This window comes from Glycomyces sp. YM15 (assembly GCF_016918015.1).
Classification (GTDB): domain Bacteria; phylum Actinomycetota; class Actinomycetes; order Mycobacteriales; family Micromonosporaceae; genus Glycomyces.
In genome coordinates, this window is sequence record NZ_JAERMK010000001.1 from 170,225 (window position 1) to 190,825 (window position 20,601).

A 20,601-nucleotide genomic window follows, 5' to 3' on the forward strand; every position below is an offset into this window, starting at 1 on the left:
GCCGAGATCGACGCCCTCGACACCGGCGTCCGCCAAGGCGGCGACCCGCTCGAGATCAACTAGCGCTACCGAATCGGCGTCGGCGGCACCGCATGGCGCCGCCGACGCCGTCTCCAGTTCAGACGCGCGCGCGACCCGCGAGGCACGGCGATGATCTCGGGGCGGGTCCAGGTCTGCTTGGCGTTCATGGCGGGAGCTCCTCCGCGAAAACCGTTGATGCCCCCACGGTGTGTGTCAGCGGCACCCGCGAACATCAGCACTTGAACGGATTCCGCCCTCAGCGCCTCGACGTAGACCCGCGAAGTCGCTTCTAGAATCCGACGTTCCAGCTGAAGACGTCCGGGAACTTTCCGAGGCGGAAGACTTCACCGGTGCCCGCCTCCTCGAGTTCCCCTATCGGCGCGAAGTCCACTCGGAACTCACTCTCAGTCGCAGGGACTTCCACGACGGCGGTGTGGCGTTGTCCATGAGCGGCGCTGTGGTGGTCGCGCATGGTCCATCCGGTCGGCAACCAGACCTCCGAACCGGTCCTGACGAACAGCGAACGCTCAGTATCGAGCGTCCAGACGCCGCAGTCGTAGACGCCTTCGCCGGTGCACCACCAGAACTCGACTTGCAGGAACACCGATCCCTCGGGCGCCCAGCCGTAGTCCTCCAGCCACATCGACCGCGTGAACTCAACGCGATTGGAGTGACAGGTGAGGGTCCACGATCGGCCACCGGACACGAAGTAGGCGTCAAGGGTGTTGAACTCGCCTTCGGATTCGGTCCAGAAGCCGGGCTCCGAGTAGTAGGGCTCCAGCCGGTCCAGGGGCGCGCCGGTGCGAAGGTCAAGGCCCTGGGCAAGCCCGTCGTCCTCGACCCAGAGCCTCGCTTCCGCGCCGATCGGTGCGCTCAGCACCAGATATCGACCGGCGCTCGGCGGCGCCCCCAGATCGATGCGCTCGCCGTCCACTTCAATCCAGGCCGTGACCCAGGCAGGGTCGCTCTTGTACTCCGGGAGATAGTCCGCCTGAAGCGCGACCTGGGCGATCAAGAACTCGACCCCAGCCTCCACCTGCGGTATTCGAGTCAACTCGGGATTCGCGGCCAGTCGCTCTCGCGGCAAGGCGGCGTCCTGGAAGAGACATGCCAGCGACAGTACGAAATGAGCGCCGCGAAGATCCGCCGGCTCATCGATGACGCTTGCATCATCTCCCGGTTCGCACCACGCGCCTTGATCCGTTCCGGTGAACAGCTCGTAGGGCCCTGTTCGAAGGAACGAATCGGGGTCGGCGCTGCCGGCGGGGGTGAGCGAGGCGACTGCCAGCAGAGGAAGTGCGGCGAACGTCAGGATGCGGGGCATGGGAATCCCTTGAGGAGATGGTGCTCGGCGGCATTTGAGGGGGTGCCGCCGAGCGTTGCGAGAGGTGACGGCCTGTTCATCGGATTCGGGGATGGCGGGTTCGCCGAGCCCTTATGGCGCTGAGGGCTCGGCGCACGAGGTCAGAACGAAGCGACCCATTCGGTGGCGGGGAACTCGTCTTGGAATTCCATTTCGCGGCCCTCCGGTCCGATGGCCTCGGTAATCGGCTCGAACGCGATGGTGACCTCGGAGTCGATGTCGGGTATGACGAAGACCGCCTCGATTTCGACACCGCCGTCGTAGGACACTTCGATCCAGGTCTCGGATTCGGTCGCCTCGCCACTGGCGAGCGTGATGGAGGCTGGGTCGAGGTTCCATGAGTACTCCCCGATCTGGTTGCACCACAAGGTGTAAACACTCAGGAAGACGCTGCCTTCGGGGGCCCATCCGACGCCTTCGAGCCAGGGGCTGCGCGAAGCGTTGACCTGGTCGTACTGGCAGGAGAGCCCGTCGTCCGGTTCATCGGCGAAATACGACTCATACTTGAAGCCGCCGAGAATGTCGCTCCAGTCGGCGAGGCCGTTGTAGTACGCGAATACCGGATCGACCCGCTCGCCCGTTCGCAGGTCGAGCCCTTGGGCGCGGCCGTCGTCCTCCACCCAGAGCACCGCGGGGACGTCGGTCGGGGCCGTCACGACGATCCAGTCGCCTCGCAGCGGAGGGGCATCGAGGTCGAATTCCCGGTCGCCGATCTGCACCCAGGAGCGGACCGGCCAGCCGATGAAGTCGAAAATGTCCGAGTCAGGGTGACTCGTGAGGTTATTGGCGAGGAACTCGCTGCCCTCTTCGACACGGGTCAGGTCGGCGATCGACGGCACGCGCTCGGCGACCTCGTGCGGGAGCGTCTCGCCGATGTATCGGCATTGGATTCCCACCGAGAAATGCGGGCCCTCGAGGATCGAGTCCTCGCTCAGGACATAGCCGCTCTCGCCTTCGGCGCACCACGGCTCGGGATCGTTGTCGTGGAAGAACTCGTAGGACTCGGTCTTCTCACCGATGGAAAGGTATCCGCAGGCCGTGGCACTCGGGGCGAGAGCGGCCAGCAGCACGAGCGAACGCAGGATTCTTTTGTGTATTCGGGGCACGACGGGATCTTAAATAATCACCCAAGGTGATGCCCCAATAGACGGTCACAATCTGTCAATCACCCGATACCATGGCGAACCGCCCACAACGCGGCCTGGGTGCGGTCGGCGGCGCCGATGCGGCGGAGGAGGTTCGTCACGTGGGTCTTGACGGTCTTCTCCGAGACACCGAGAGCGCGGGCGATCTGGCGGTTGGTCTGGCCCTTCGCGATGAGACCGAGGACCTGGCTCTCGCGCGGCGTCAGGGACGGGGCGGATGAGGCGCTGACGTTGCCGCTCATCAAGCCGCGCAGTGCGATCGGGGCGAGAAGCATCTGTCCGGCGTAGACGGTACGGATCGCGTTGGCAAGCGCGTCGGGGTCGATGTCCTTGTACACGAACCCGGCCGCTCCGGCGGTGATGGCGCTCGGGACGCGTTCGGCGTCGGTGGCCGAGGTGAGCACGAGGATGCGGGGTGCGTCGCCGGTCGCGGTGAGGCGGTCGAGTACGCCTTGACCGTCGAGGCCGGGCATCTTGAGGTCGAGGAGGACCACGTCCGGTCGGTGCTCCGCGATGGCGCGCAGGGCTTCCTCGCCGTCGCCCGCTTCGCCGACGACGGTGAAGTCGGCTTCGAGTTCGAGGTAGCCGCGGAGGCCGCGGCGGACCACGGGGTGGTCGTCGACGAGAAGGAGTCGGATCTCAGTCACGTTCAGCCTCTGCGGGATCGGTCAAGCCGTCGAGTTCGAGGGTCACGGTCGTGCCCTCGCCCGGGGCGGTCTTGAGGTCGAGATCGCCGCCGAGCGCCTTCGCCCGCTCGCGCATCGAGAGGAGGCCGAGCCCGCGGGTGGCGGCCTCGTCTGCGTCAAAGCCCTCGCCGTCGTCGGCGATGGTGATGCGCTCGGATTCGACGGTGACGGCGACACGGCGGGCGCGGGCGTGCCGGAAGGCGTTGCTGAGGGCCTCCTGCACGAGCCGGAGCACTTCGACCTCGCCGTCCCTAGACAGGTCCACTGGGGATCGGAGCTCGAACGTGACCTCGGTGTCGTGCAAGCGGTCAAGCAGCGTGACGTGCCGCCGGAGGGTCTCGACCAAGCCGTGGACGTCGAGGTCTGCGGGCCGGAGTTCGACGATCACTGCGCGCAGCTCGGCGATGGCCTCGGCCGCGAGGGTCTCGACCTCGTCGAGGCGATCCGCGGCGGCCTCGGGGTCGGTGGGGGCGAGTTTGCGTGCGGCGCGGGCGGAGAGCCGCAGGGAGAACAAGCGCTGCATGACCGCGTCGTGGAGTTCGCGGGCGAGCCGGTTGCGCTCCTCGACGACGGTGAGCTCACGGCTTCGCTCGTACAAGCGGGCGTTGGTGATCGCGATGGCCGCGTGCGAGGCGAGCAGTTCGATCAGTTCCGTGTCGGACTCGCTGAACCCGGGCTTGCCGAGGTCGTTGGTGAGCACCACGATGCCGATCGTGCGGAGGCATTCGGCGCCGCCGCCGAAATCCGGACCGCAGTCGCGGATCGGGACGCCGAGGAGCGCGGCCATGGTCGGGTGGGCCTTCGGCCACCACTGGAATCGCGGGTCGCGGCGCAGGTCGTCGAGGCGGATCGGTTCGCTCTCGGCGAGGATCGCGGCGAGCATCCCGTGCTGGCGCGGGAGCGGCCCGATCTCGAGGCGCTGCTGCTCGCCGATGCCGTCGGTGATGAACTCGGCGAAGCCGCCTTCGTCGTCGGGGATGCCGATGGCGGCGTAGTCGGCGCCGACGAGGCGCCGGGCCGAGGAGACGATCACCTCGAGCACCTGGTGCACGGACAGGTGCCGGGTGATCGCGCCGACTGCCGCCGACACCTCGTGCAGCAGCGCGGTCTCATCTTGGGAAGGCCCGGTCTGCGCGGACCCGGTCGAATCGGAGGCGGTCACGCCGCCAATCTAGTCCACCCGGCGCCCTCCGGGCCTCGGTCGCAGGTCTTAGGACCTGCGCCGCAGTCGCGACCGCGACCTCGGCCCGATGTGCCCGGCCCGCGCCGGAAATAGCGTGGGGCCATGAGTGAAGCACAGCTGCCGCAAGTGGACGACCGCACCGCCATCATCACCGGGGCCTCCGCGGGCCTCGGCGAGGCGCTGGCCGAGCGCCTGGCCGCCTCCGGCTGGGACCTGATCCTGACCGCCCGCGGCGAGGAGCGCCTGGCGCGCGTCGCCGAGCGGCTCGGCGCCCGCTACCTGGCCGGGGACGTCACCGACGAGGTCCATCGCCGGGAGCTGGTCGCCCTGGCCGGGAACCGCCTCGATCTGCTGGTGAACAACGCGTCGACGCTGGGCGAGGTGCCGTTGCCGCGCCTCGCGGACGCCGACCTGACCGTGTGGCCGCGCCTGTTCGAGATGAACGTATGGGCCCCGATCGCCTTGGCGCAGTTGGCGCTTCCCGCGCTGAGGGAGCGGGGCGGGGCGATCGTGAACATCTCCTCCGACGCCGCGACGGGGCCGTACGCTACGTGGGGCCCGTACGGTTCGACGAAGGCCGCGCTCGACCAGTTGTCGAACGTGCTCGCCGCCGAGGAGCCGGCCGTCGCGGTCTGGGCGATCGACCCGGGCGAGATGTCGACCGCGATGCTCGCGGCGGCGGTGGGCGAGGCCGATGCCGCCGAGGCCGACCCGCCTTCGCTCGCCGCGGCGGCGATCTACTCGCTCGCGGGGGCCCGATGGTGCACGTGCGAGTGGCAGGCGCCCGAGAGCGGCCGGTACGCGGCCCGCGATTTCGACAAGCTGCACCGCCACACGCACGAGGAGGCACGCGCATGAGCGCGACGTTGACCTCCCCGTTCGAGTTCGCGCTGGACGCCGCGCTGGAGGCCGTCCAGCCCGCCGAGATCCGCGGCACGGGACGATCCGACGTTCGGCTCCTGGTGTCGGACAAGGCGACAGGCGCGATCCGGCACCATCGCTTCGAAGACCTCCCGGTGCTGGTGCGCCCCGGCGACCTGCTCGTGGTCAACAACTCGGCGACCCTCCCGGCGGCCGTGCCCGCCCGGCGGGGTCTGCGGGTCCACTTCTCCTCGACGCGGCCCGACGGCTCCTGGCTGGTCGAGCTCCGCGACCGGGACCGGCCGTTCCCGGGCGAGGTGCCCGGCGGGATCGTGGACCTGCCAGGGAAGGTGCCGCTGCGGTTGGAGCGGCGTTTCGGCAAGCGGCTGTGGGTGACCCGCCCGCCGGTCGAGTCGGTGCCCGAGTATCTGGCGCGCCATGGCAGGCCGATCAGGTACTCGTACGTCGACCGCGACTGGCCGATCGGCGCCTACCAGACCGCGTTCGCAACCGTCCCCGGATCGGCCGAGATGCCGAGCGCCGCAAGGCCGTTCACTCCGGAAATGGTGACGCGCCTGGTCTCGGCCGGGGTCGGGATAGCACCCGTGACCCTCCATACGGGAGTCGCGTCGCTCGAGAGCGACGAGGATCCCTATCCGGAGTGGATGGAGGTCGGCGAGTACGCGGCGCGGATGGTCAACGCCGTCAAGGAGTCCGGCGGCCGCGTGATCGCCGTCGGGACGACGGTGGTCCGGGCGCTGGAGAGCACGGTGGTCGGCGGCAAGGTCGTCGCGGCCTCGGGCCACACCGAGCGGATCATCTCCCCCGAACACCCGGTCCAGGTCGTCGACGGCCTGCTCACCGGCTTCCACGAACCGCGGTCCACGCACCTGTCGATGCTGGAGGCCATCGTAGACACCGAGCTCTTGCGCGAGTCGTACAGTGCCGCGATCGAAGCCAGGTACCTCTGGCACGAGTTCGGCGACGTCCACCTGATCGCATGAGGCGCGGCCCCCTCGGTGACCCCGAGGTGCGGCGGCTGTGGTGGGTCGCGGCCTGCCTCTCTGCGGCGTTCTGGGCGCTCCAGATCAGCGTCGCGCTCCATGTCCTCGCAGTGGCCGGGACGGCAGCGCTCGCCGTGGTGCAACTGGCCGGGGTCCTGCCGGCGCTGCTGCTGACGCCGATGGCGGGCCTGGCCGCGGACCGGATGCGCCTGCGCCCGTTGCTGCTGTGGGCCGTCGCGGCGCAGGCGCTCGCGGTCGTCGGCATGGCGGCCGGGGCTTGGACTGGGAGTCTCCTGCTGCTGGCGGTTTGCTATGCGGCGCAGAGCTTCGCGATGGCGTTCTGGCCGGCGGCCCGGCAGCAGTGGCTGTACGGACTCATCGAGCCGGAGTCGCGCCAGCGCGCGAACGCGGCGTTCGGGTCGCTCGGCGGGATCATGACGATCACCGGCGCGATCGGTGCGGGCCTCGTGTCGGCCTGGTCGCCCGTGGCGGGGATCGTCGGGGCGGCGGCCCTCATGGCCTGCGGCGCAGCGCTGCTGGCTCGCGTCCGCGAAACGGCTCCGGTCGAAGCGGCTGCGACGAACGAGCGCATCGCCAACCGGCTGCGCGCCTTCGCGGCCGGTCTCCGCGAAGGCTTCGGCGCCACCCGGCGGTACCCGCTGGCCCGCTCGGTGATCTGGATCGGGATCGCCTGGGGATTCATCGGCGGCGGCTACACCGTGATGCTCAGCGGCCATGTGGTCGACGACCTCGGCGGCGACGGCCTGACCGTGGCGGCGGTCTTCGTCTGCGACGGCCTCGCGGTGCTGGCCGGAACCCGGTTGGCGGGCCGACTGCGCCGCTCAGCGCACCTCCCGGTATGGGCGGCCTGCTATGTGGGGCAAGGCCTCGCATGGGCGGGCTTCTTCGCCGCGCCCGGGCTGGCCGGTGCCGTGGCCTGTCTGGTGGTGATGCGGGTCGCCGGCGGCTTCATCATCGCTTTGGACACGACGATCCTGTTGGAGACCGTCCTGGCCGAGTTCCGCGGCCGAGTCACCTCGATCCATGTGACCACCTACAACGCCACCGCGCGCCTCTCGCTGGCAGCGCTCGGCGCGGCCCTCGGCTGGTGCACCCTCACCGCGCTGGGCATCGCCGCCGGACTTCTGGCGACTGCGACCGGTGCGGCCTGGTGGCTTCTCGCGGGCAGCCGATCCCAAGCGGCATACAGCGAAGCCCCTCCGGAACCGGCAACCGAACGAGCCTGAGCAGCCTCCGGTGGCATCGGTGCGCCGTCCCAAGAATCAAGTCAGTCCACCGGGTGGTCTCGCAAGGGCCGTGGCCGAGAGCGAAGGGGTTCCTCCCAACGCAACACGACGTCCGTGCAATGCAGGCAGATGGCCAGAGGCTTATGTCGTAGTCTGCTTACCACCATCTCGTTCACCTACACGGATTCCGTATCCCTGTACGTACTCTCAATTATCCAGGCATCAAGGCAGGTCCGCATCGCCCACAGGATGCGAATGCGTTCACGTTCCGGGGCCGCACCGACCCCGACCAACCCGAGCCAACGGACCCGCCCGCAACCCACCCCTTCCTCGCCGCCCGCCTTGACCGCGAGCCACCCGTACCCGGAAGATGAACGGGTTCGAGCCTCGGCAGTACGATCGGGGCGTGAGCAATCCGTTTGAGCAGCGCAGGGGCCCCTTCGGCGACGGGTCGAAGCGGCGGGCGCGGTTCGCGATTCCCGATTCGCCCGTGGTCGCCGTCGTCACGGCGCTCATCACGCTCGCACTCGCCGTGGTCCTGTTCCTCTCGGCGATGCCGGGCGAGGAACGCGTGCTCTACTTCGAGGGGGAACGGGTCGGCCCGTCGGAGATCTGCGAGACCACCGGCCCCGACGGCGAGACCGTCATGACCGCCTGCATCGAGGTCGGCGAGTTCGAGACCCGCCCGACCGGCTGGAGCGTCGTCCCGGCCGTCATCGCCGGGGTCCTGGCGGCGGCCGCCGTCGTGGTCCTCGCCGGTGTGCCGAAGCAGTTGCGCGAACGCCGGCAGGAAGAGGTCGCCCGCATGGAGCGGCTCACCGACGAGGACTTCAAGGGCTAGGGCAAATATCGGGTCTAGTCCACGTAGATGTCGGGCTGGAAGTCCTCCTGGCCGGGCACGACCGAGTAACCGGACAGGTCCGTGACGCCCTCCGCCGCGAGGACGTCCTCGACCATCACCGCGTTCCCGGTGTAGGCCTTCGGGTCCTTCCCGAGGATCGCCAGCGCCGCGTCCGCCACGATCTCAGGCTTGCGGCTGCGGTCGATCATCGGCTGCCCGCCGAGGGCGAACGCGACGGCGGCGGTCGCGATGGTCGTCTTGGGCCACAGGCAGTTCGCGGCGACGCCCGGTTCGGTCTCGGAGGCGCCGAGCGTCATGATCGTCATGCCGTACTTCGTGGCCGTGTACGGGCCGCCCGCGAACCACTTGGAGTCGGTGTTCAGCGGCGGGCTGATGGTGAGCAGGTGGGCATGGTCGGAGCCGCGCAGGTACGGAAGGGCGGCGCTGATGGTCGCGAAGGTGCCGCGCAGGTTGACGCCCGAGATGAGGTCGAACTTCTTCAGGCTGAGCTCGCCGATGCCGGTGAGGTCGAGCGCGGAGGCGTTGTTGACGCAGATGTCGAGCCCGCCGAACGCGGCGGCGGCGGTGTCCACCGCCTCCCCTACCGATTCGGCGTCGCGGAGATCGCCCACGATCGGGAGCGCCTGGCCGCCCGCGTCCTCGATGAGCTTCGCGGTCTCGTAGAGGGTCCCGGGGAGCTTCGGGTGGGGTTCGCCGGTCTTGGCGAACAGGGCCACTTTCGCCCCGGCCGCGCCGAGTGCGACGGCGATGGCCGCTCCGATGCCGCGGCTGGCGCCGGTGACGAACGCGGCCCTGCCGTTCAGGTTCGACGTGTTGATGGCTGGCTCCATTGCTCTGCCTCCAAGTGTTCGGTGTCACCCGAATACTACTAGTCAGTAACTTCTGGCGGAAGGGCACCGGCCGCGACACTCCGAAGCGATGCTGAACGCCAGCTGAGAGCGCGTCCAGAAGTCCCCTGGAAACGCGTCCGTACCCTTTCAGCACCGCTGAGGCTGCAATAAGCTGGCCGGACGAACGACACACCGGGCAACCGACGAGGGCCCGGCACGAGTACTGAGGAGCGGTGGATGACTTCGACCAGCGGGCCAGCCGGGGCGACACCGCCTGCGGTGCCGCTCCGGGGCGACGGGTCCCCGGCACGGCTCCTCGTAGTGGATGACGAGGAGAGCCTGGCCGACCTGCTGGTCGAAGCCCTGTCCTTCCAGGGCTACGAGGTCGCCGCCGCCCGCTCGGGCACCGAGGCGCTGGCCTCGCTCGAGAAGGTCCGCCCCGACCTCGTGATCCTCGACGTCAACATGCCCGGCCTCGACGGCTTCGGCGTGGCCGACCGGATGCGCGCTTCGGGCGACGAGACCCCGATCATCTTCCTCACCGCCCGCACCGCGCCCGACGACCTCCGCGACGGCTTCGGCTCCGGCGGCGACGACTACCTCATGAAGCCCTTCCGGCTCGAAGAGCTCAGCCTTCGCGTCTCGGCGGTCCTGCGCCGCACGCTCGGAAAGGAATCGGCCTCCAAGCGCGGCACCGACACGGTCGCCGTCGCCGACCTCATCCTCGACCTCGCGGCCCACCAGGTGACCCGCGACGGCAAGACCATCGACCTGTCCCCCACCGAGTTCCGGCTGCTGCGCTACCTCGCGGCGAACACCGGCCGCGTGGTGTCCAAATCAGAGCTGCTGCGGCAGGTCTGGGGCTACGACTTCGAGACCGAGTCGAGTCTCGCCGAGACGTACGTGTTCTACCTGCGCCGCAAGCTCGACAAGCTCGGCCCCAGGCTCATCCACACCGTCCGGGGCGTCGGCTACATGCTGCGCCCGCCGCAGGCATAGCGCGACATGGCCATCAGAACGAAGATCGCCGCGGCAATGGCGGTTCTGCTCATCGTCGCGGTGAGCATCATCGGCTTCGTCACCGTGCAGACCGTCTCGACCCAGCTCGTCGATCAACTCGACCAGAAACTGCACGGCGTACTCGAACAAGGGGGCGTCCGCGCGGCGCCCAGCAACGTCACCGGTGAGGTCCCCTACAACGAGTTCGCGGTCATAGTCTTCGACGACACCGGCGACGTCGTCGGCGGTATGACCGCCGGCTACAAGAACGACCCCTACTCGCCGCCCGACATCAGCTCGCCGCCGGACGAGAGCGGGTACTTCACCGTCGACAGCGTCGACGGCGAGATGACCTACCGGGCCCTGACCGTGGCCGATCAGGACCTCAGCTTCAACGGCGTGCCGGGGACCTACACGATCGTCGTCGCCACCTCCATGGAAGGCGTCGAGGCCACGAACTCGACCCTGACCCGCACAGTGATCATCACCGGCTTCGTGGTGGCGGGTCTCGGCATCCTCGCCGCCTGGCTCATCACCCGCCGCGGCCTCCGCGTGGTCGACCACATGGTGGCCGACGCCGAGACCGTCGCCTCCGGGAACCTCGCCCACCGCATCACCGCCGCCGACCCGCGCACCGAGATGGGCCGGTTGTCCTTGGCGCTCAACCGGATGGTCTCGCGCCTCACCGACGCGATCACCCAGCGCGACCGCCAGCACGAGCGCCTGCGCCAGTTCGTGGCCGACGCCGGACACGAACTGCGCACCCCGCTCACCGCGATCGGCGGCTACGTCCAGCTCTACCAGTCCGGGGCCACCCCGCCGGGCGAGAAACTCGACCGGGCCATGAGCCGCATCGGCAGCGAGAACGCGCGGCTCGCGAAGCTCGTGGACGACCTCATGGTCCTCTCCCGCCTCGACGAGGAGGTGGGCGGCGACCGCGAACTCGTCGAACTCACACAGCTCGCACGGGACGCCGTGGACGACGCCGAGGTCGCCGACGCGACACACCCGATCAGTCTCACTGCGCGCCAACCGCTCACGGTCGTCGCGAACGAGGGCCAGCTCCGGCAGGTGCTCGTGAACCTCCTGACCAACGCCCGAGTCCACACCCCGCGCGGCACCGCGATCGACGTCTCGGTCGCCGAGAACGCCGGCTGGGCGGTCCTGCGCGTGGCCGACCACGGCCCCGGCATCCCCGCCGAGCACCGCCGGAAGGTCTTCGACCGGTTCTACCGGGCCGACCCGTCGCGTTCGCGCGCCACCGGCGGCTCCGGGCTCGGACTCTCCATCGTCTCGTCCATCGTGGTCGCTCATGGCGGTCAGATCCGCCTCGACAGCGAACCCGGCGAAGGCACCGCGATCGAGGTGCGGCTGCCGGTCGCACGCCTCGAGTAGCGGCCGCGACTGCGGTTTCGAGCCCGCCTTCGGCAAGGGCCCCAAGCGGTTTCTGCATGTCGGGCGGATCCGCGGAACGATCCCGTCCGACTGCTACGCTCGGTGGTCGTGACCCGCATCCTTCCCTCCTGGTTCGTCGAACGCATCAACCCCGTGCCCGACGAGGACGACCTCCCGGTCTCCACGCTGGAGCTGTTCTTCGACCTCATCTTCGTCTTCACCGTCGCCCAGTTCACCGCGATCATCGCCCACGACCCGCTCGTCGGCCTGCTCCAGACCGTGCTCATGTTCGGGTTCCTGTGGTGGATGTACTCCGGGTACGCCTGGCTGACCAACGTGATCCCGCCCGAGCGCCCCGCCCGCCGGATCCTCCTCCTGATCGCCATGGCCGGATGGCTCGTCGTCGCCCTGGCCATCCCGGCCGCGTTCCACGGCGGCGGCGGCATCTGGATCGCCGTCGGACTGCTCGTGATCGTGCTGGTCCACGGTCTCATGTACCTCCAGGCCGCCCGTGCCTTCGGCGCCGTGTTCATCGCCAACCTCGTCGCGGTCGCGGCCGTCTTCGCGGCCGAAATCGGCCCCGAAGGCCTGTGGCGCTACGTGTTCTGGGCACTGGCCTCGGCCGTCGTGTGGTCGGTCCCGATCTGGCACGGCCAGCGCGGACTGCGCCTCCACCCCGCGCACATCACCGAGCGGCACGGCCTCGTCGTGATCGTCGCCCTCGGCGAATCGGTGGTGGCCATCGGGATCGGCGCGGCGGGACTGGCGATCGACGCGGACCTGCTCATCGCCGCGGTCCTCGGTCTCGCGATCGGGGCGTGCATGTGGTGGTCGCTGTTCGTGCACGACCTCCCCGCGACCGAGCACGCGCTCACCGCCACGGCGGACGCGACGAAGCGCGTGCGGAAGGTCCTCGCGGGCCTCTACTACTCGTACATTCCGGTGCTCGTCGGCATCCTGATCACCGCCGCGGGTCTCAAGCACGCCGTCGGGCACGCCATGGAACCGCTCGACCCCGCCTCGACGCTGCTGCTGTCCGGCGGTGTGGCGACGTTCCTGCTCGGCACGGCAGGACTGCGGTTCTCGATGCCGCTGCCCAGGCCCTTGGAGCGCGTGGCCCTGGCGGCCGCGGTGCTCGTGATCGCCCCGCTCGGCCTCGTCAACACGGCGCTCCAGTTGGGCGCCATCGTGATCGTCCTGGTCGCGGGGTTGGAGATCGAACGAAGGGTCGCTAGAGCCGCGCTGAAGCCAGCGCCTTCGGAATGACCAGCGGCGTCCCGGTCTCGGGGTCGTCGATGATCCGGCACGGCAGGTCGAAGACCTGCCGCACGGTATCGGCGGTCACGATGTCGGCCGGGGCGCCCTCGGCCACCACCTCGCCGTCGCGCATCGCGATGAGGTGCGTGGCGTAGCGCGCGGCCTGGTTGAGGTCGTGGAGCACCGCCACGAGGGTCCGGCCCTCGCGGTGGAGCTTCGCGCACAGGTCGAGGACCTCGATCTGGTGCGTGATGTCGAGGAACGTCGTCGGCTCGTCGAGCAGGAGCAGGGGCGTCTGCTGGGCGAGGACCATCGCGATCCACACGCGCTGGCGCTGGCCGCCCGAGAGCTCGTCCACGCCGCGCGAGGCGAGCTCGCTGATGTCGGTGGCGGCCATGGCCTCGGCGACCACGCGCTCGTCCTCGGCCGACCACTGCTTGAGGATGCCCTGGTGCGGGTAGCGGCCGCGCGCGACGAGGTCGGCGACCGTGATGCCGTCGGGCGCGATCGGCGACTGCGGGAGCAGGCCGAGGCGGCGCGCGACGGCGCGCGTGGGCTGGGAATGGATGTCCTTGCCGTCGAGCAGGACGCGCCCGGCCGAAGGCTTCAGCATGCGCGCCAAGGCCTTGAGCAGCGTGGACTTGCCGCAGGCGTTGGGGCCCAGGATGACGGTGAACTCCCCTTCGGGGATGTCGACGCTAAGGCCTTCGCAGATGGCGACGCGGCCGTAGCCGATGGTGGCGTTCTCGACGACCAGTGGACCAGCGGTCACGACATGACCTCCTTCTTGCGTTGAGCGATGAGCAGCCAGACGAGGTACAGGCCGCCGACCACGCCGGTGACGACCCCTGTGGGCAGTTGGCGGTCGCCGACACCGGCGACGGCGATCATGTCGGCGCCCGTGACGATGAGCGCGCCGATGATCGCCGAGAGCATGAAGCTCCTGGTCGAGCCGGTGAGGCGGGCGGCGATGTGCGGGGCCGCGAGGGCGACGAACGCGAGCGGCCCGGCGACGGAGACGGCCCCGGCGGTGAGCACCGAGGCGGCCACGAGCGCGGTGACGCGGGTGCCGGTCACGTGCACGCCGAGGCCGGTCGCGCTGGCTTCGCCCAGCCGCAGGGCGTCGAGGCCGCGCGAGAGGAAGGCGACGACGACGATTCCGGCGGCGAGCACGATCGCGACGGTCTTGGCCTGGCCCCAATCGCGGCCCGAGAGGTCGCCGGTGAGCCAGTGGACGGCGCGGAACGCGTCGACCGTGTTGGTCCGGGTGAGCAGGTAGCCGTTGACGCCCGCGAGGATCGCCGCGACACCGATGCCCACCAGGACGAGCCGGTACCCGGACGGGTCGCCGCCGCGAGTGAGCGCCCAGATCACCAGGCCGGTGGCGAGCGCCCCGAGCGCCGCGAACCCGGCCGTGAGCTGGAGGGAGGCGTCGGTGAGGATGATCGCGACGAGCGCCCCGGAGGTCGCGCCCTGGGTCAGGCCGAGGATGTCGGGGCTGCCGAGGGGATTGCGGGTGAGGTTCTGGAACAGCGCGCCCGAGAGGCCCATGCACGCGCCCACGGCGAGCCCGGTCGTGAGCCGCGGCAGGCGCAGGTCCCAGAGGATGAACTCGTCGCCTTTGGTGCCCTCGTCGAGCAGGGCCGCCCAGGTCCGGTCGAGGCCGAGCGCGGTCGAGCCGGTCCCGGCCGACCACAGCGCGACCGCGACGAGGACGGCGAGCGCGCCGGTGATCGCGGCGATCGTGCGGTGGCGCAGGCGGATCGAGCCGCCGCGAAGTCGAATCACCGTGGATCCAGAGGTCAGGGTGCTCACAGCCGGGCCACTTTCCTGCGGCTCACCAGGTAGAGGAAGAACGGGCCGCCCGCGACGGCGCAGACGATGCCGACCTGCACCTCGGCGGGGCGGGCGATGACGCGACCGAGCACGTCGGCGGCGAGGAGGAACGCCGCGCCCGAGAGCATCGAGTACGGCAGGACCCAGTTCTGGTCGGGGCCGGTGAAGGCCCGGACCACGTGCGGCACGACGAGGCCGACGAAGACGATCGGGCCGCATACGGCCGTCGCGGTCCCGGCGAGCACGGTGATCGCGGCGATCCCGGCCACGCGGAGCACGCGCGGGTCGACGCCGAGGCCGGTCGCGGTCGCGTCCCCGAGCGCGAGGGCGTTGAGCGGGCGGGCGAGGAGGACGCCGACCACGGCCGCGCCGCCGATGAGGAGCACGACCGGCAGCATCGGGGCGACGTGCGCGTTCACGAGCGACCCGACGGACCAGAACCGCATCTGGTCGAGCGTGGCCGCGTCCATGAGCTGGATCGCCGAGACGTACGCGTACCCGGCGGCGGTCACCGCGGCGCCGGCCAGCGCGAGCCGCGCGGGGGTCGCGGTCGCGGCCCCGGCGATGAGGTAGACGGCCACGGAGGCGACGGCCGCGCCGAGGAACGCGAAGAGGATGGTCTCGGTGAAGCCGAAGGAGCCGATGAAGAAGGAGGCGGTCACGACCGCGGCGGCCGCGCCGGTGTTGACGCCGAGGAGGCCGGGGTCGGCGAGGGGGTTGCGGGTCATGGCCTGCATGAGGGCCCCGGCGAGGCCGAGGGCGGCGCCGGCGGCGAGGCCGAGCACGGTGCGGGGCAGGCGCAGCTCGGTGACCACGGGATACGAGTCGGATCCGGCGTCGGTGAGCCCGGCCCAGACCTGGCCGAGGTCCATCGCGCGGGAGCCGACGGCGACGCTGAGGACCGCGAGGAGGGCCAGGGCGGCGACGAGGGCGAGGAGGCCGAGGACCCGGCGGGCCGTGCGCGATCGAGGCGCGGGTTCAATTGCGGCCCTTGGCGCATCGAGCGCCGGGGCCTGCTCCCTGGCGCTTTGGGCGGTTGACAAGTGCGAACTCCGGAGGGATAGCGTCTGCGGTTTTGTTTAGGCTAACCTAACCGCGATATCCCCGCCATGATCGCTCTCCCTCTGGAGGAGTTCCCCGTGCCACTCCGCACCCGTCCGCTGCCGGTCCCCTCCCGTTCGCTGACCCGCCGCGGCCTCTTCGCCGCAAGCGGCGGCCTCGGTGCCGCCTCGCTGCTCGCGGCCTGCGGCGCCGGTGGGGACGAAGCCGAAGGCACCGGCGGCGCTTCCGGATCGTTCTCGTTCCTCGACGAACGGGACCAGCAGGAGGTCCGGCTGGCGAGCGTCCCCGGCACGGTCGTCGCGTTCACCGGCCTCGCCGCGGCCCTGTACGACTACGGCGTCGAGGTCGCGGCCGTGTTCGGGCCGACCACGCTCGCGGACGGCTCGCCCGACATCCAGGCCGGGCGCATGCCCGTCGAGGGACTCCAGGTCCTCGGCAACGCCTGGGGCGAGTTCGACATGGAGCGGTTCGCGCAGCTGAACCCCGAGCTCATCGTCTCCCACTACTACGAGGGCTTCGACCTGTGGTTCGTGCCCGAGGAGCGCCTTGAGGAGGTCGAGGCGCTGGCGCCGGGCATCGGTATCGAGGTCTCCGAGCCGACCATCGACGAGATCATCGACCGCCATGCGGCCCTTGCCGAAGCACTCGGCGCCGACTTGACTTCCGCGGAGAACGCCGCCGGCGTTGAGCGCTTTGAAGCTGCTGCTACCGCAATGCACGACGTCGCAATGGAATCAGGCATCTCGGCTGGCAGGAACCTCAAAGCGGTCGCGGTCGGCGCGTGGCCGGACGGGCTGTACGTCGCCAATCCGCCCACGTTCAATGTGCTCGCGAAATGCGTTGCGCTCGGCGCCGACTTCGTCGTCCCCGAGAACCCGGACCAGAACGGCTACTGGGAGCTCCTGTCCTGGGAGAACATCGACAAGTACGAGGCCGACGCGATCTTCCTGGATGTGCGCACCGGGAACATCGCGCCGGAGACGTTGCTCGCCGATCATCCGACCTGGGCGGCGCTCCCGGCCGTGGAGGCCGGGCAGGTGTACGGCTGGAACGGCGAGCCCGTGTACTCGCATATCGGCGGAGCCGTTGAGCTGGAACGGATCACCGAGGGCCTCAGCGCCGCACAGCCGCTCGGCTGAGGCCCCGCCTGGCCGCGGGCCAGTGGCTGACACCACGTGAGGACCCCAGTGCGGCATGCCCGAATCTGATGAGGTTAGCCTAACCTCAGATCGGCTGGGGCGCGTCCGCGAGCCGTTCGCAGTCCGGCCCTCAAACCCCCTTCAAGAAGGAGACACACATGGCTTTCGATGCCGACAGCGTCAAGCTCGGCCGCCGCGGCCTGCTCGCGGGCGGCGGCGCCCTCGGACTCACCGGCGTGCTCGCCGCGTGCGGCTCGGACGACGACGAGTCCGGGGACGACGCTGCCCAATCGCAGCCCTGGGAGTTCACGGACGACCAGCCCGCCACCGTGAAGCTCGACCGGACCCCCGCCAAGATCGTCGCGTTCACCGGCATGGCCGCCGCGCTGTACGACTTCGGCATCGAGGTTCCGGCCGTGTTCGGCCCCACCACCAACGAGGACGGCTCGGCCACCACCCAGGCCGGGAACCTGCCCGTCGCCGACCTCGAGGTCTTCGGGAACGTCTACGGCGAGTTCGACGTCGAGGCCTTCGCCGCCTACGGGCCCGAAGTGCTCATGACGTACTACTACTACGACCCCGCGAGCCTGTGGTACGTGCCCGAAGAGAGCCGCGACGAGATCGTCGGCCTCACCGAGCTCACCGCCCTCAACGTGGACGACGGCGCGAACACGCAGGACCAGATCATCGCCCGCCACGCCGAGCTCGCCGAGTCCCTCGGCGCCGACCTGGACTCGGAGTCCAACGCCGCCAACAAAGAACGCTACGACGCCGCAGTGGAGTCGCTGAAGGCCGCGGCCGCCGCGAACCCGGTGAAGGTGCTCGCCTGCGCCGCCGCCGCGGAGGTCTTCTACGCCTCCAGCCCGCTCATGGGCAACGACCTGCGGTTCTTCGCCGAACTCGGCGTCGAGTTCATCCTCCCGGACGCGCTCGACGAGGCCAGCGGCGGCTACTACGAGATCCTCTCGTGGGAGAACGTCGACAAGTACCAGGCCGACATCCTGCTGCTCGACAACCGCGTCCAGTCGCTCCAGCCCGCTCAGCTCACCGAGTTCCCGACCTGGAACGCGCTCCCGGCCGTCCAGGAAGGACAGATCGTGGGCTGGGAGGCCGAGCCGATGTACGCCTACGGACTCGCCGCGGCCTCCATCGAGGCCCTGGCCACCGCGATCCAGAACGCCGAGAAGCTGTCCTAGGGCTTGCGATCGAAGAGGGGCGGGTCCTGTCGGACCCGCCCCTTCGTCATGCGCTCGACTTACCTGATGTCGATCGTGATCACCGACGGGTCGTGGTCGGAGACCCCGTAGTCGCCGTAAGCCGGCGCTTCGCCGAACTCGTGGGCGTCGGCCGGGTAGTCCGCGTTGATGTGCGCGGCGACCGCGGACTCGACCTCGCGCAGCAGGCGCGGCGAGACGAACATCTGGTCGAGGGTCTGCGTCTGCCCCATGAAGGTGTAGGAGTAGGCGGCCTCGGGGTGCTCCGCCACCATGTGGTCGTACATGCTGCACAGCCCCGAGTCCTCGTAGAGGGCCGCGAGCTGGTCGGACGGGCCGACCCAGTCGCCCGCGATCGTCTGGCCCTCGGCGAACGGGTCGTCCGGACGCGGGAAGACGTTGAGGTCGCCGCCCGCGAGGACCTTCGCCCGGCGGTCGTTGTCCAGGATCGCCGAGCTGACGGCGGCCAGGTAATTCGCCTGCTCGGTGCGGTGCAGCACGCGGTTGTTCGGGCTCGAGGAGAAGTGGTTGTTGATCAGGAAGATCTCCGAGGCCTTGTGGCCGTGCTTGTCCTTGAGGTAGAACTTCGCGACCTGCGCGGGGCGACTGAACACGTCGAAGCCGTTGCAGGCGTAAACGCCCGAGCTCTTGCACTGGTCGAGGACCTCCTGCGGCAGCGCCGCGTTGAGGGCCTTCGGGTTCTGCACGTCGGCGTTGATCGCGTCGGCCTCGGTCGGGTACTCGATCTCCGGCTCGGCGCCGAAGACCGGGTCCCAGCTCTTCACCTTCGACAGCCCGGCCAGCTTGGGCTGGTACAGGAAGCCGGTCATGATGCCGCGCGTGTCGGCCGAGTCGAGGTCGCCCACAGCGGTGTAGGCCGGGCCGCCGTACTCGGCGATGACGAGCGCGAGCTCCTGGATCGAGTCCGGTGCGCCGTCGCCGCCGGTGTTGGCGTCCCCTGTGTTCACCAGGTCGCACACGAGGCGGTCCACCCCGAGGTCGGTGTGCTTCGTCCACTCGGGGTTGACCGAGCAGACGTCCTGGGCCTCGCCTTCCTGGGTCATCAGGATCGCGGGGCTGTGCAGGTCGTCCACGATCTGACCGGCCTGGCGCCGCAGCTGCTCCTCGTACTCCTCATAGGAGGCCGGGACGTAGTTGAACGGCGGCTTGACGTTCCCTTCCGGGTCCTCGGCGTCGGTGCAGCCGGCGTTCCCGGCGAAGTCGCAACCCGAGTTCGGGTTGTCGCGGAAGTCGTAGAGGTTCTCGATGTTGTACGAGGCGATCGCGGCCTCGTTCCGGCCCGCGGGCTCGACCGGCTCGTTCTCGGCCGGTTCGAGGCCGCCTTCGAGCGCGAGGTCGTTCGCGACCTGGATGCCGTACTTCGCGAACGATAGGTACACGCCGCCGGTGTTGGCCTCGGTGATGACATCGTAGGTCTTGGCCGGGGCGATGATCGTCTCGTTCGTGCCCTCGGTGGCGCGGATGCCCATGTCGCCCATGACGAACAGGTAGCCGTTGCCGTCGTCGAAGTTCCCTTCGACCGTGTCGAGCGGGTGCGCGTCGCGGTAGGCGCGGGCGGCGTAGCCGTCCTGCTGGGCCGCTTCGCTGTCGCCGCGCATCGCCCAGACCTCGCCGCCGCTGGAGTACACGTCGCGACCGGCGGTGACCACCGAATCGGCGGGGACCGTGAGCTGCATGCCGAGGTGGCGGCGGAAGTACTCCTTGGACGCGGTCGCATCGTTCGGCGGGTCGACCTCCACCGTCTCGATCTCGGCGAGCGGGTCCAGGCCGGAGGCGACCACGTCGTAGACGAACGTGGAGCCGCCGCTGAACTGGATGTTCCCGAAGTAGTTGCCGACCACGCCGCGCACGATGATCTCGTCGCCCACGGCGACGGTCCAGTTCGCGCCGAGCTCGGTCTGCGCGGGCGAGCCGTTGAGGGTCCGCACCGTGGAGTACTTGTTGTTGAAGACGAAGACGCCGTCGGAGGAGAGCGGGTCGCCGTCCGTCGCGTCGGCCCGCTCCTGCAGGAAGAAGCCCTTATTGCCGTTGGGGTCGAGGGTCTCCTGGGTGACCACGCCCTGCACGTACACGGTCTGGCCGGCCAGGGGCGAGCTGAAGTCGGTGTCGCCGTTGGCGATCGAGCCCTGGACCTCGCCGATGTTGACGATGTCGACGTCCGCGTGGGCGGAGGAGGCGAAGGCGAGGCCGGCGGCGCCGACGATGACCGCGCTCGCGGCCGCCGCCGCGAGCCGGGCTCGTCGTCTGAGGGAACGCACAGGAAGGCTCCAATGCTGTCGTACGGGACCCCGGCGCGGGGGCGCGCCCGAGGCGAATGATGGGGGCGGTCTTCACTCAACCGCAGCAGCGGGTCGAAAGCAAGGCTTCCGAGTGAATTCCTCGTATCATCCCATGTCTAATTCCGGGTTGCAGGCAGGGCGGAACCGGCGGCGCGCCGGACGGGACGGGGGGGGGGGGGCCGGGGGGGGGGGCGCCC

The 20,601-nt window shown here is 69.7% G+C and carries 19 protein-coding genes; 9 read left to right on the top strand and 10 right to left on the bottom strand.

Features of this window, described 5'->3' with window-relative positions:
* Positions 1 to 65: 65 nt before the first annotated feature.
* The 5 genes from JHY01_RS27160 to JHY01_RS00795 all read right to left on the bottom strand — a co-directional run bounded on the left by JHY01_RS27160 (position 66) and on the right by JHY01_RS00795 (position 4,377).
* Positions 66 to 188, bottom strand: a complete 123-nt coding sequence (locus JHY01_RS27160) for a hypothetical protein (RefSeq protein ID WP_275889626.1) — start codon at positions 186 to 188, stop codon at positions 66 to 68.
* Positions 189 to 310: 122 nt separating this feature from the next.
* Complete coding sequence (locus JHY01_RS00780; protein WP_205323684.1) at positions 311 to 1,057, bottom strand: hypothetical protein; 747 nt, start codon at positions 1,055 to 1,057, stop codon at positions 311 to 313.
* A gap of 428 nt (positions 1,058 to 1,485) precedes the next feature.
* Positions 1,486 to 2,490 carry a hypothetical protein gene (locus JHY01_RS00785; protein WP_205323685.1) on the bottom strand — a complete coding sequence of 335 codons (1,005 nt, stop codon included), beginning with the start codon at positions 2,488 to 2,490 and terminating at the stop codon, positions 1,486 to 1,488.
* Positions 2,491 to 2,549: 59 nt separating this feature from the next.
* Positions 2,550 to 3,176, bottom strand: a complete 627-nt coding sequence (locus tag JHY01_RS00790) for a response regulator transcription factor (protein ID WP_307814117.1) — start codon at positions 3,174 to 3,176, stop codon at positions 2,550 to 2,552.
* Positions 3,169 to 4,377 (bottom strand): GAF domain-containing sensor histidine kinase, encoded by a 1,209-nt coding sequence (locus tag JHY01_RS00795; RefSeq protein ID WP_205323686.1) that lies wholly within the window; start codon positions 4,375 to 4,377, stop codon positions 3,169 to 3,171. Before JHY01_RS00795 ends, JHY01_RS00790 begins: the two co-directional genes overlap by 8 nt.
* A 123-nt stretch (positions 4,378 to 4,500) precedes the next feature.
* Between JHY01_RS00795 and JHY01_RS00800 the strand changes: the two genes are divergently transcribed.
* The 4 genes from JHY01_RS00800 (at position 4,501) to JHY01_RS00815 (ending at position 8,351) form a co-directional block, all read left to right on the top strand.
* The gene (locus JHY01_RS00800) at positions 4,501 to 5,256 is read left to right on the top strand and encodes an SDR family oxidoreductase (RefSeq protein ID WP_240192216.1); all 756 of its coding nucleotides are present in this window, start codon (positions 4,501 to 4,503) and stop codon (positions 5,254 to 5,256) included.
* Positions 5,253 to 6,263: an S-adenosylmethionine:tRNA ribosyltransferase-isomerase gene (locus JHY01_RS00805; RefSeq protein ID WP_205323687.1), complete on the top strand. Its 1,011-nt coding sequence runs from the start codon at positions 5,253 to 5,255 to the stop codon at positions 6,261 to 6,263. Before JHY01_RS00800 ends, JHY01_RS00805 begins: the two co-directional genes overlap by 4 nt.
* Complete coding sequence (locus JHY01_RS00810; protein ID WP_205323688.1) at positions 6,260 to 7,510, top strand: MFS transporter; 1,251 nt, start codon at positions 6,260 to 6,262, stop codon at positions 7,508 to 7,510. Before JHY01_RS00805 ends, JHY01_RS00810 begins: the two co-directional genes overlap by 4 nt.
* A 406-nt stretch (positions 7,511 to 7,916) precedes the next feature.
* Entirely contained in the window at positions 7,917 to 8,351 is a 435-nt protein-coding gene (locus tag JHY01_RS00815; RefSeq protein WP_205323689.1) for a hypothetical protein, read from the top strand.
* 14 nt (positions 8,352 to 8,365) lie between these two features.
* Here the strand turns inward: JHY01_RS00815 and JHY01_RS00820 are convergent, their stop codons facing one another.
* Positions 8,366 to 9,202 carry an SDR family oxidoreductase gene (locus tag JHY01_RS00820; protein ID WP_205323690.1) on the bottom strand — a complete coding sequence of 279 codons (837 nt, stop codon included), beginning with the start codon at positions 9,200 to 9,202 and terminating at the stop codon, positions 8,366 to 8,368.
* A gap of 237 nt (positions 9,203 to 9,439) precedes the next feature.
* Here JHY01_RS00820 and JHY01_RS00825 point away from each other — a divergent pair, with 237 nt between their 5' ends.
* The 3 genes from JHY01_RS00825 to JHY01_RS00835 all read left to right on the top strand — a co-directional run bounded on the left by JHY01_RS00825 (position 9,440) and on the right by JHY01_RS00835 (position 12,862).
* Positions 9,440 to 10,201 (top strand): response regulator transcription factor, encoded by a 762-nt coding sequence (locus JHY01_RS00825; protein ID WP_205323691.1) that lies wholly within the window; start codon positions 9,440 to 9,442, stop codon positions 10,199 to 10,201.
* 6 nt (positions 10,202 to 10,207) lie between these two features.
* Positions 10,208 to 11,596, top strand: a complete 1,389-nt coding sequence (locus JHY01_RS00830) for a cell wall metabolism sensor histidine kinase WalK (protein ID WP_205323692.1) — start codon at positions 10,208 to 10,210, stop codon at positions 11,594 to 11,596.
* A 108-nt stretch (positions 11,597 to 11,704) separates the two neighbouring features.
* Complete coding sequence (locus JHY01_RS00835; RefSeq protein WP_205323693.1) at positions 11,705 to 12,862, top strand: low temperature requirement protein A; 1,158 nt, start codon at positions 11,705 to 11,707, stop codon at positions 12,860 to 12,862.
* On the opposite strand, the gene JHY01_RS00840 is transcribed toward JHY01_RS00835, so the two are convergent.
* Genes JHY01_RS00840 through JHY01_RS00850 form a run of 3 tightly spaced genes read right to left on the bottom strand, consistent with a single transcriptional unit; the run spans position 12,828 to position 15,732 of the window.
* A complete protein-coding gene (locus JHY01_RS00840; RefSeq protein ID WP_205323694.1) occupies positions 12,828 to 13,625 on the bottom strand; it encodes an ABC transporter ATP-binding protein in 798 nt (265 codons plus the stop codon). The two genes, JHY01_RS00835 and JHY01_RS00840, sit on opposite strands and share 35 nt — an antisense overlap.
* Positions 13,622 to 14,641, bottom strand: coding sequence for an iron chelate uptake ABC transporter family permease subunit (locus JHY01_RS00845; RefSeq protein WP_205323695.1), 1,020 nt, complete (start codon positions 14,639 to 14,641; stop codon positions 13,622 to 13,624). Before JHY01_RS00845 ends, JHY01_RS00840 begins: the two co-directional genes overlap by 4 nt.
* A 23-nt stretch (positions 14,642 to 14,664) precedes the next feature.
* Complete coding sequence (locus tag JHY01_RS00850; RefSeq protein WP_205323696.1) at positions 14,665 to 15,732, bottom strand: iron ABC transporter permease; 1,068 nt, start codon at positions 15,730 to 15,732, stop codon at positions 14,665 to 14,667.
* Positions 15,733 to 15,828: 96 nt separating this feature from the next.
* On the opposite strand from JHY01_RS00850, the gene JHY01_RS26210 reads away from it, so the two are divergent.
* Positions 15,829 to 16,890, top strand: coding sequence for an ABC transporter substrate-binding protein (locus JHY01_RS26210; protein ID WP_205323697.1), 1,062 nt, complete (start codon positions 15,829 to 15,831; stop codon positions 16,888 to 16,890).
* Positions 16,891 to 17,048: 158 nt separating this feature from the next.
* Positions 17,049 to 18,086 (top strand): ABC transporter substrate-binding protein, encoded by a 1,038-nt coding sequence (locus JHY01_RS00860; RefSeq protein ID WP_205323698.1) that lies wholly within the window; start codon positions 17,049 to 17,051, stop codon positions 18,084 to 18,086.
* A gap of 59 nt (positions 18,087 to 18,145) precedes the next feature.
* Here JHY01_RS00860 and JHY01_RS00865 read toward each other — a convergent pair whose 3' ends face one another.
* Positions 18,146 to 20,383 carry a hypothetical protein gene (locus JHY01_RS00865; protein ID WP_205323699.1) on the bottom strand — a complete coding sequence of 746 codons (2,238 nt, stop codon included), beginning with the start codon at positions 20,381 to 20,383 and terminating at the stop codon, positions 18,146 to 18,148.
* Between the last annotated feature and the right edge of the window lie 218 nt (positions 20,384 to 20,601).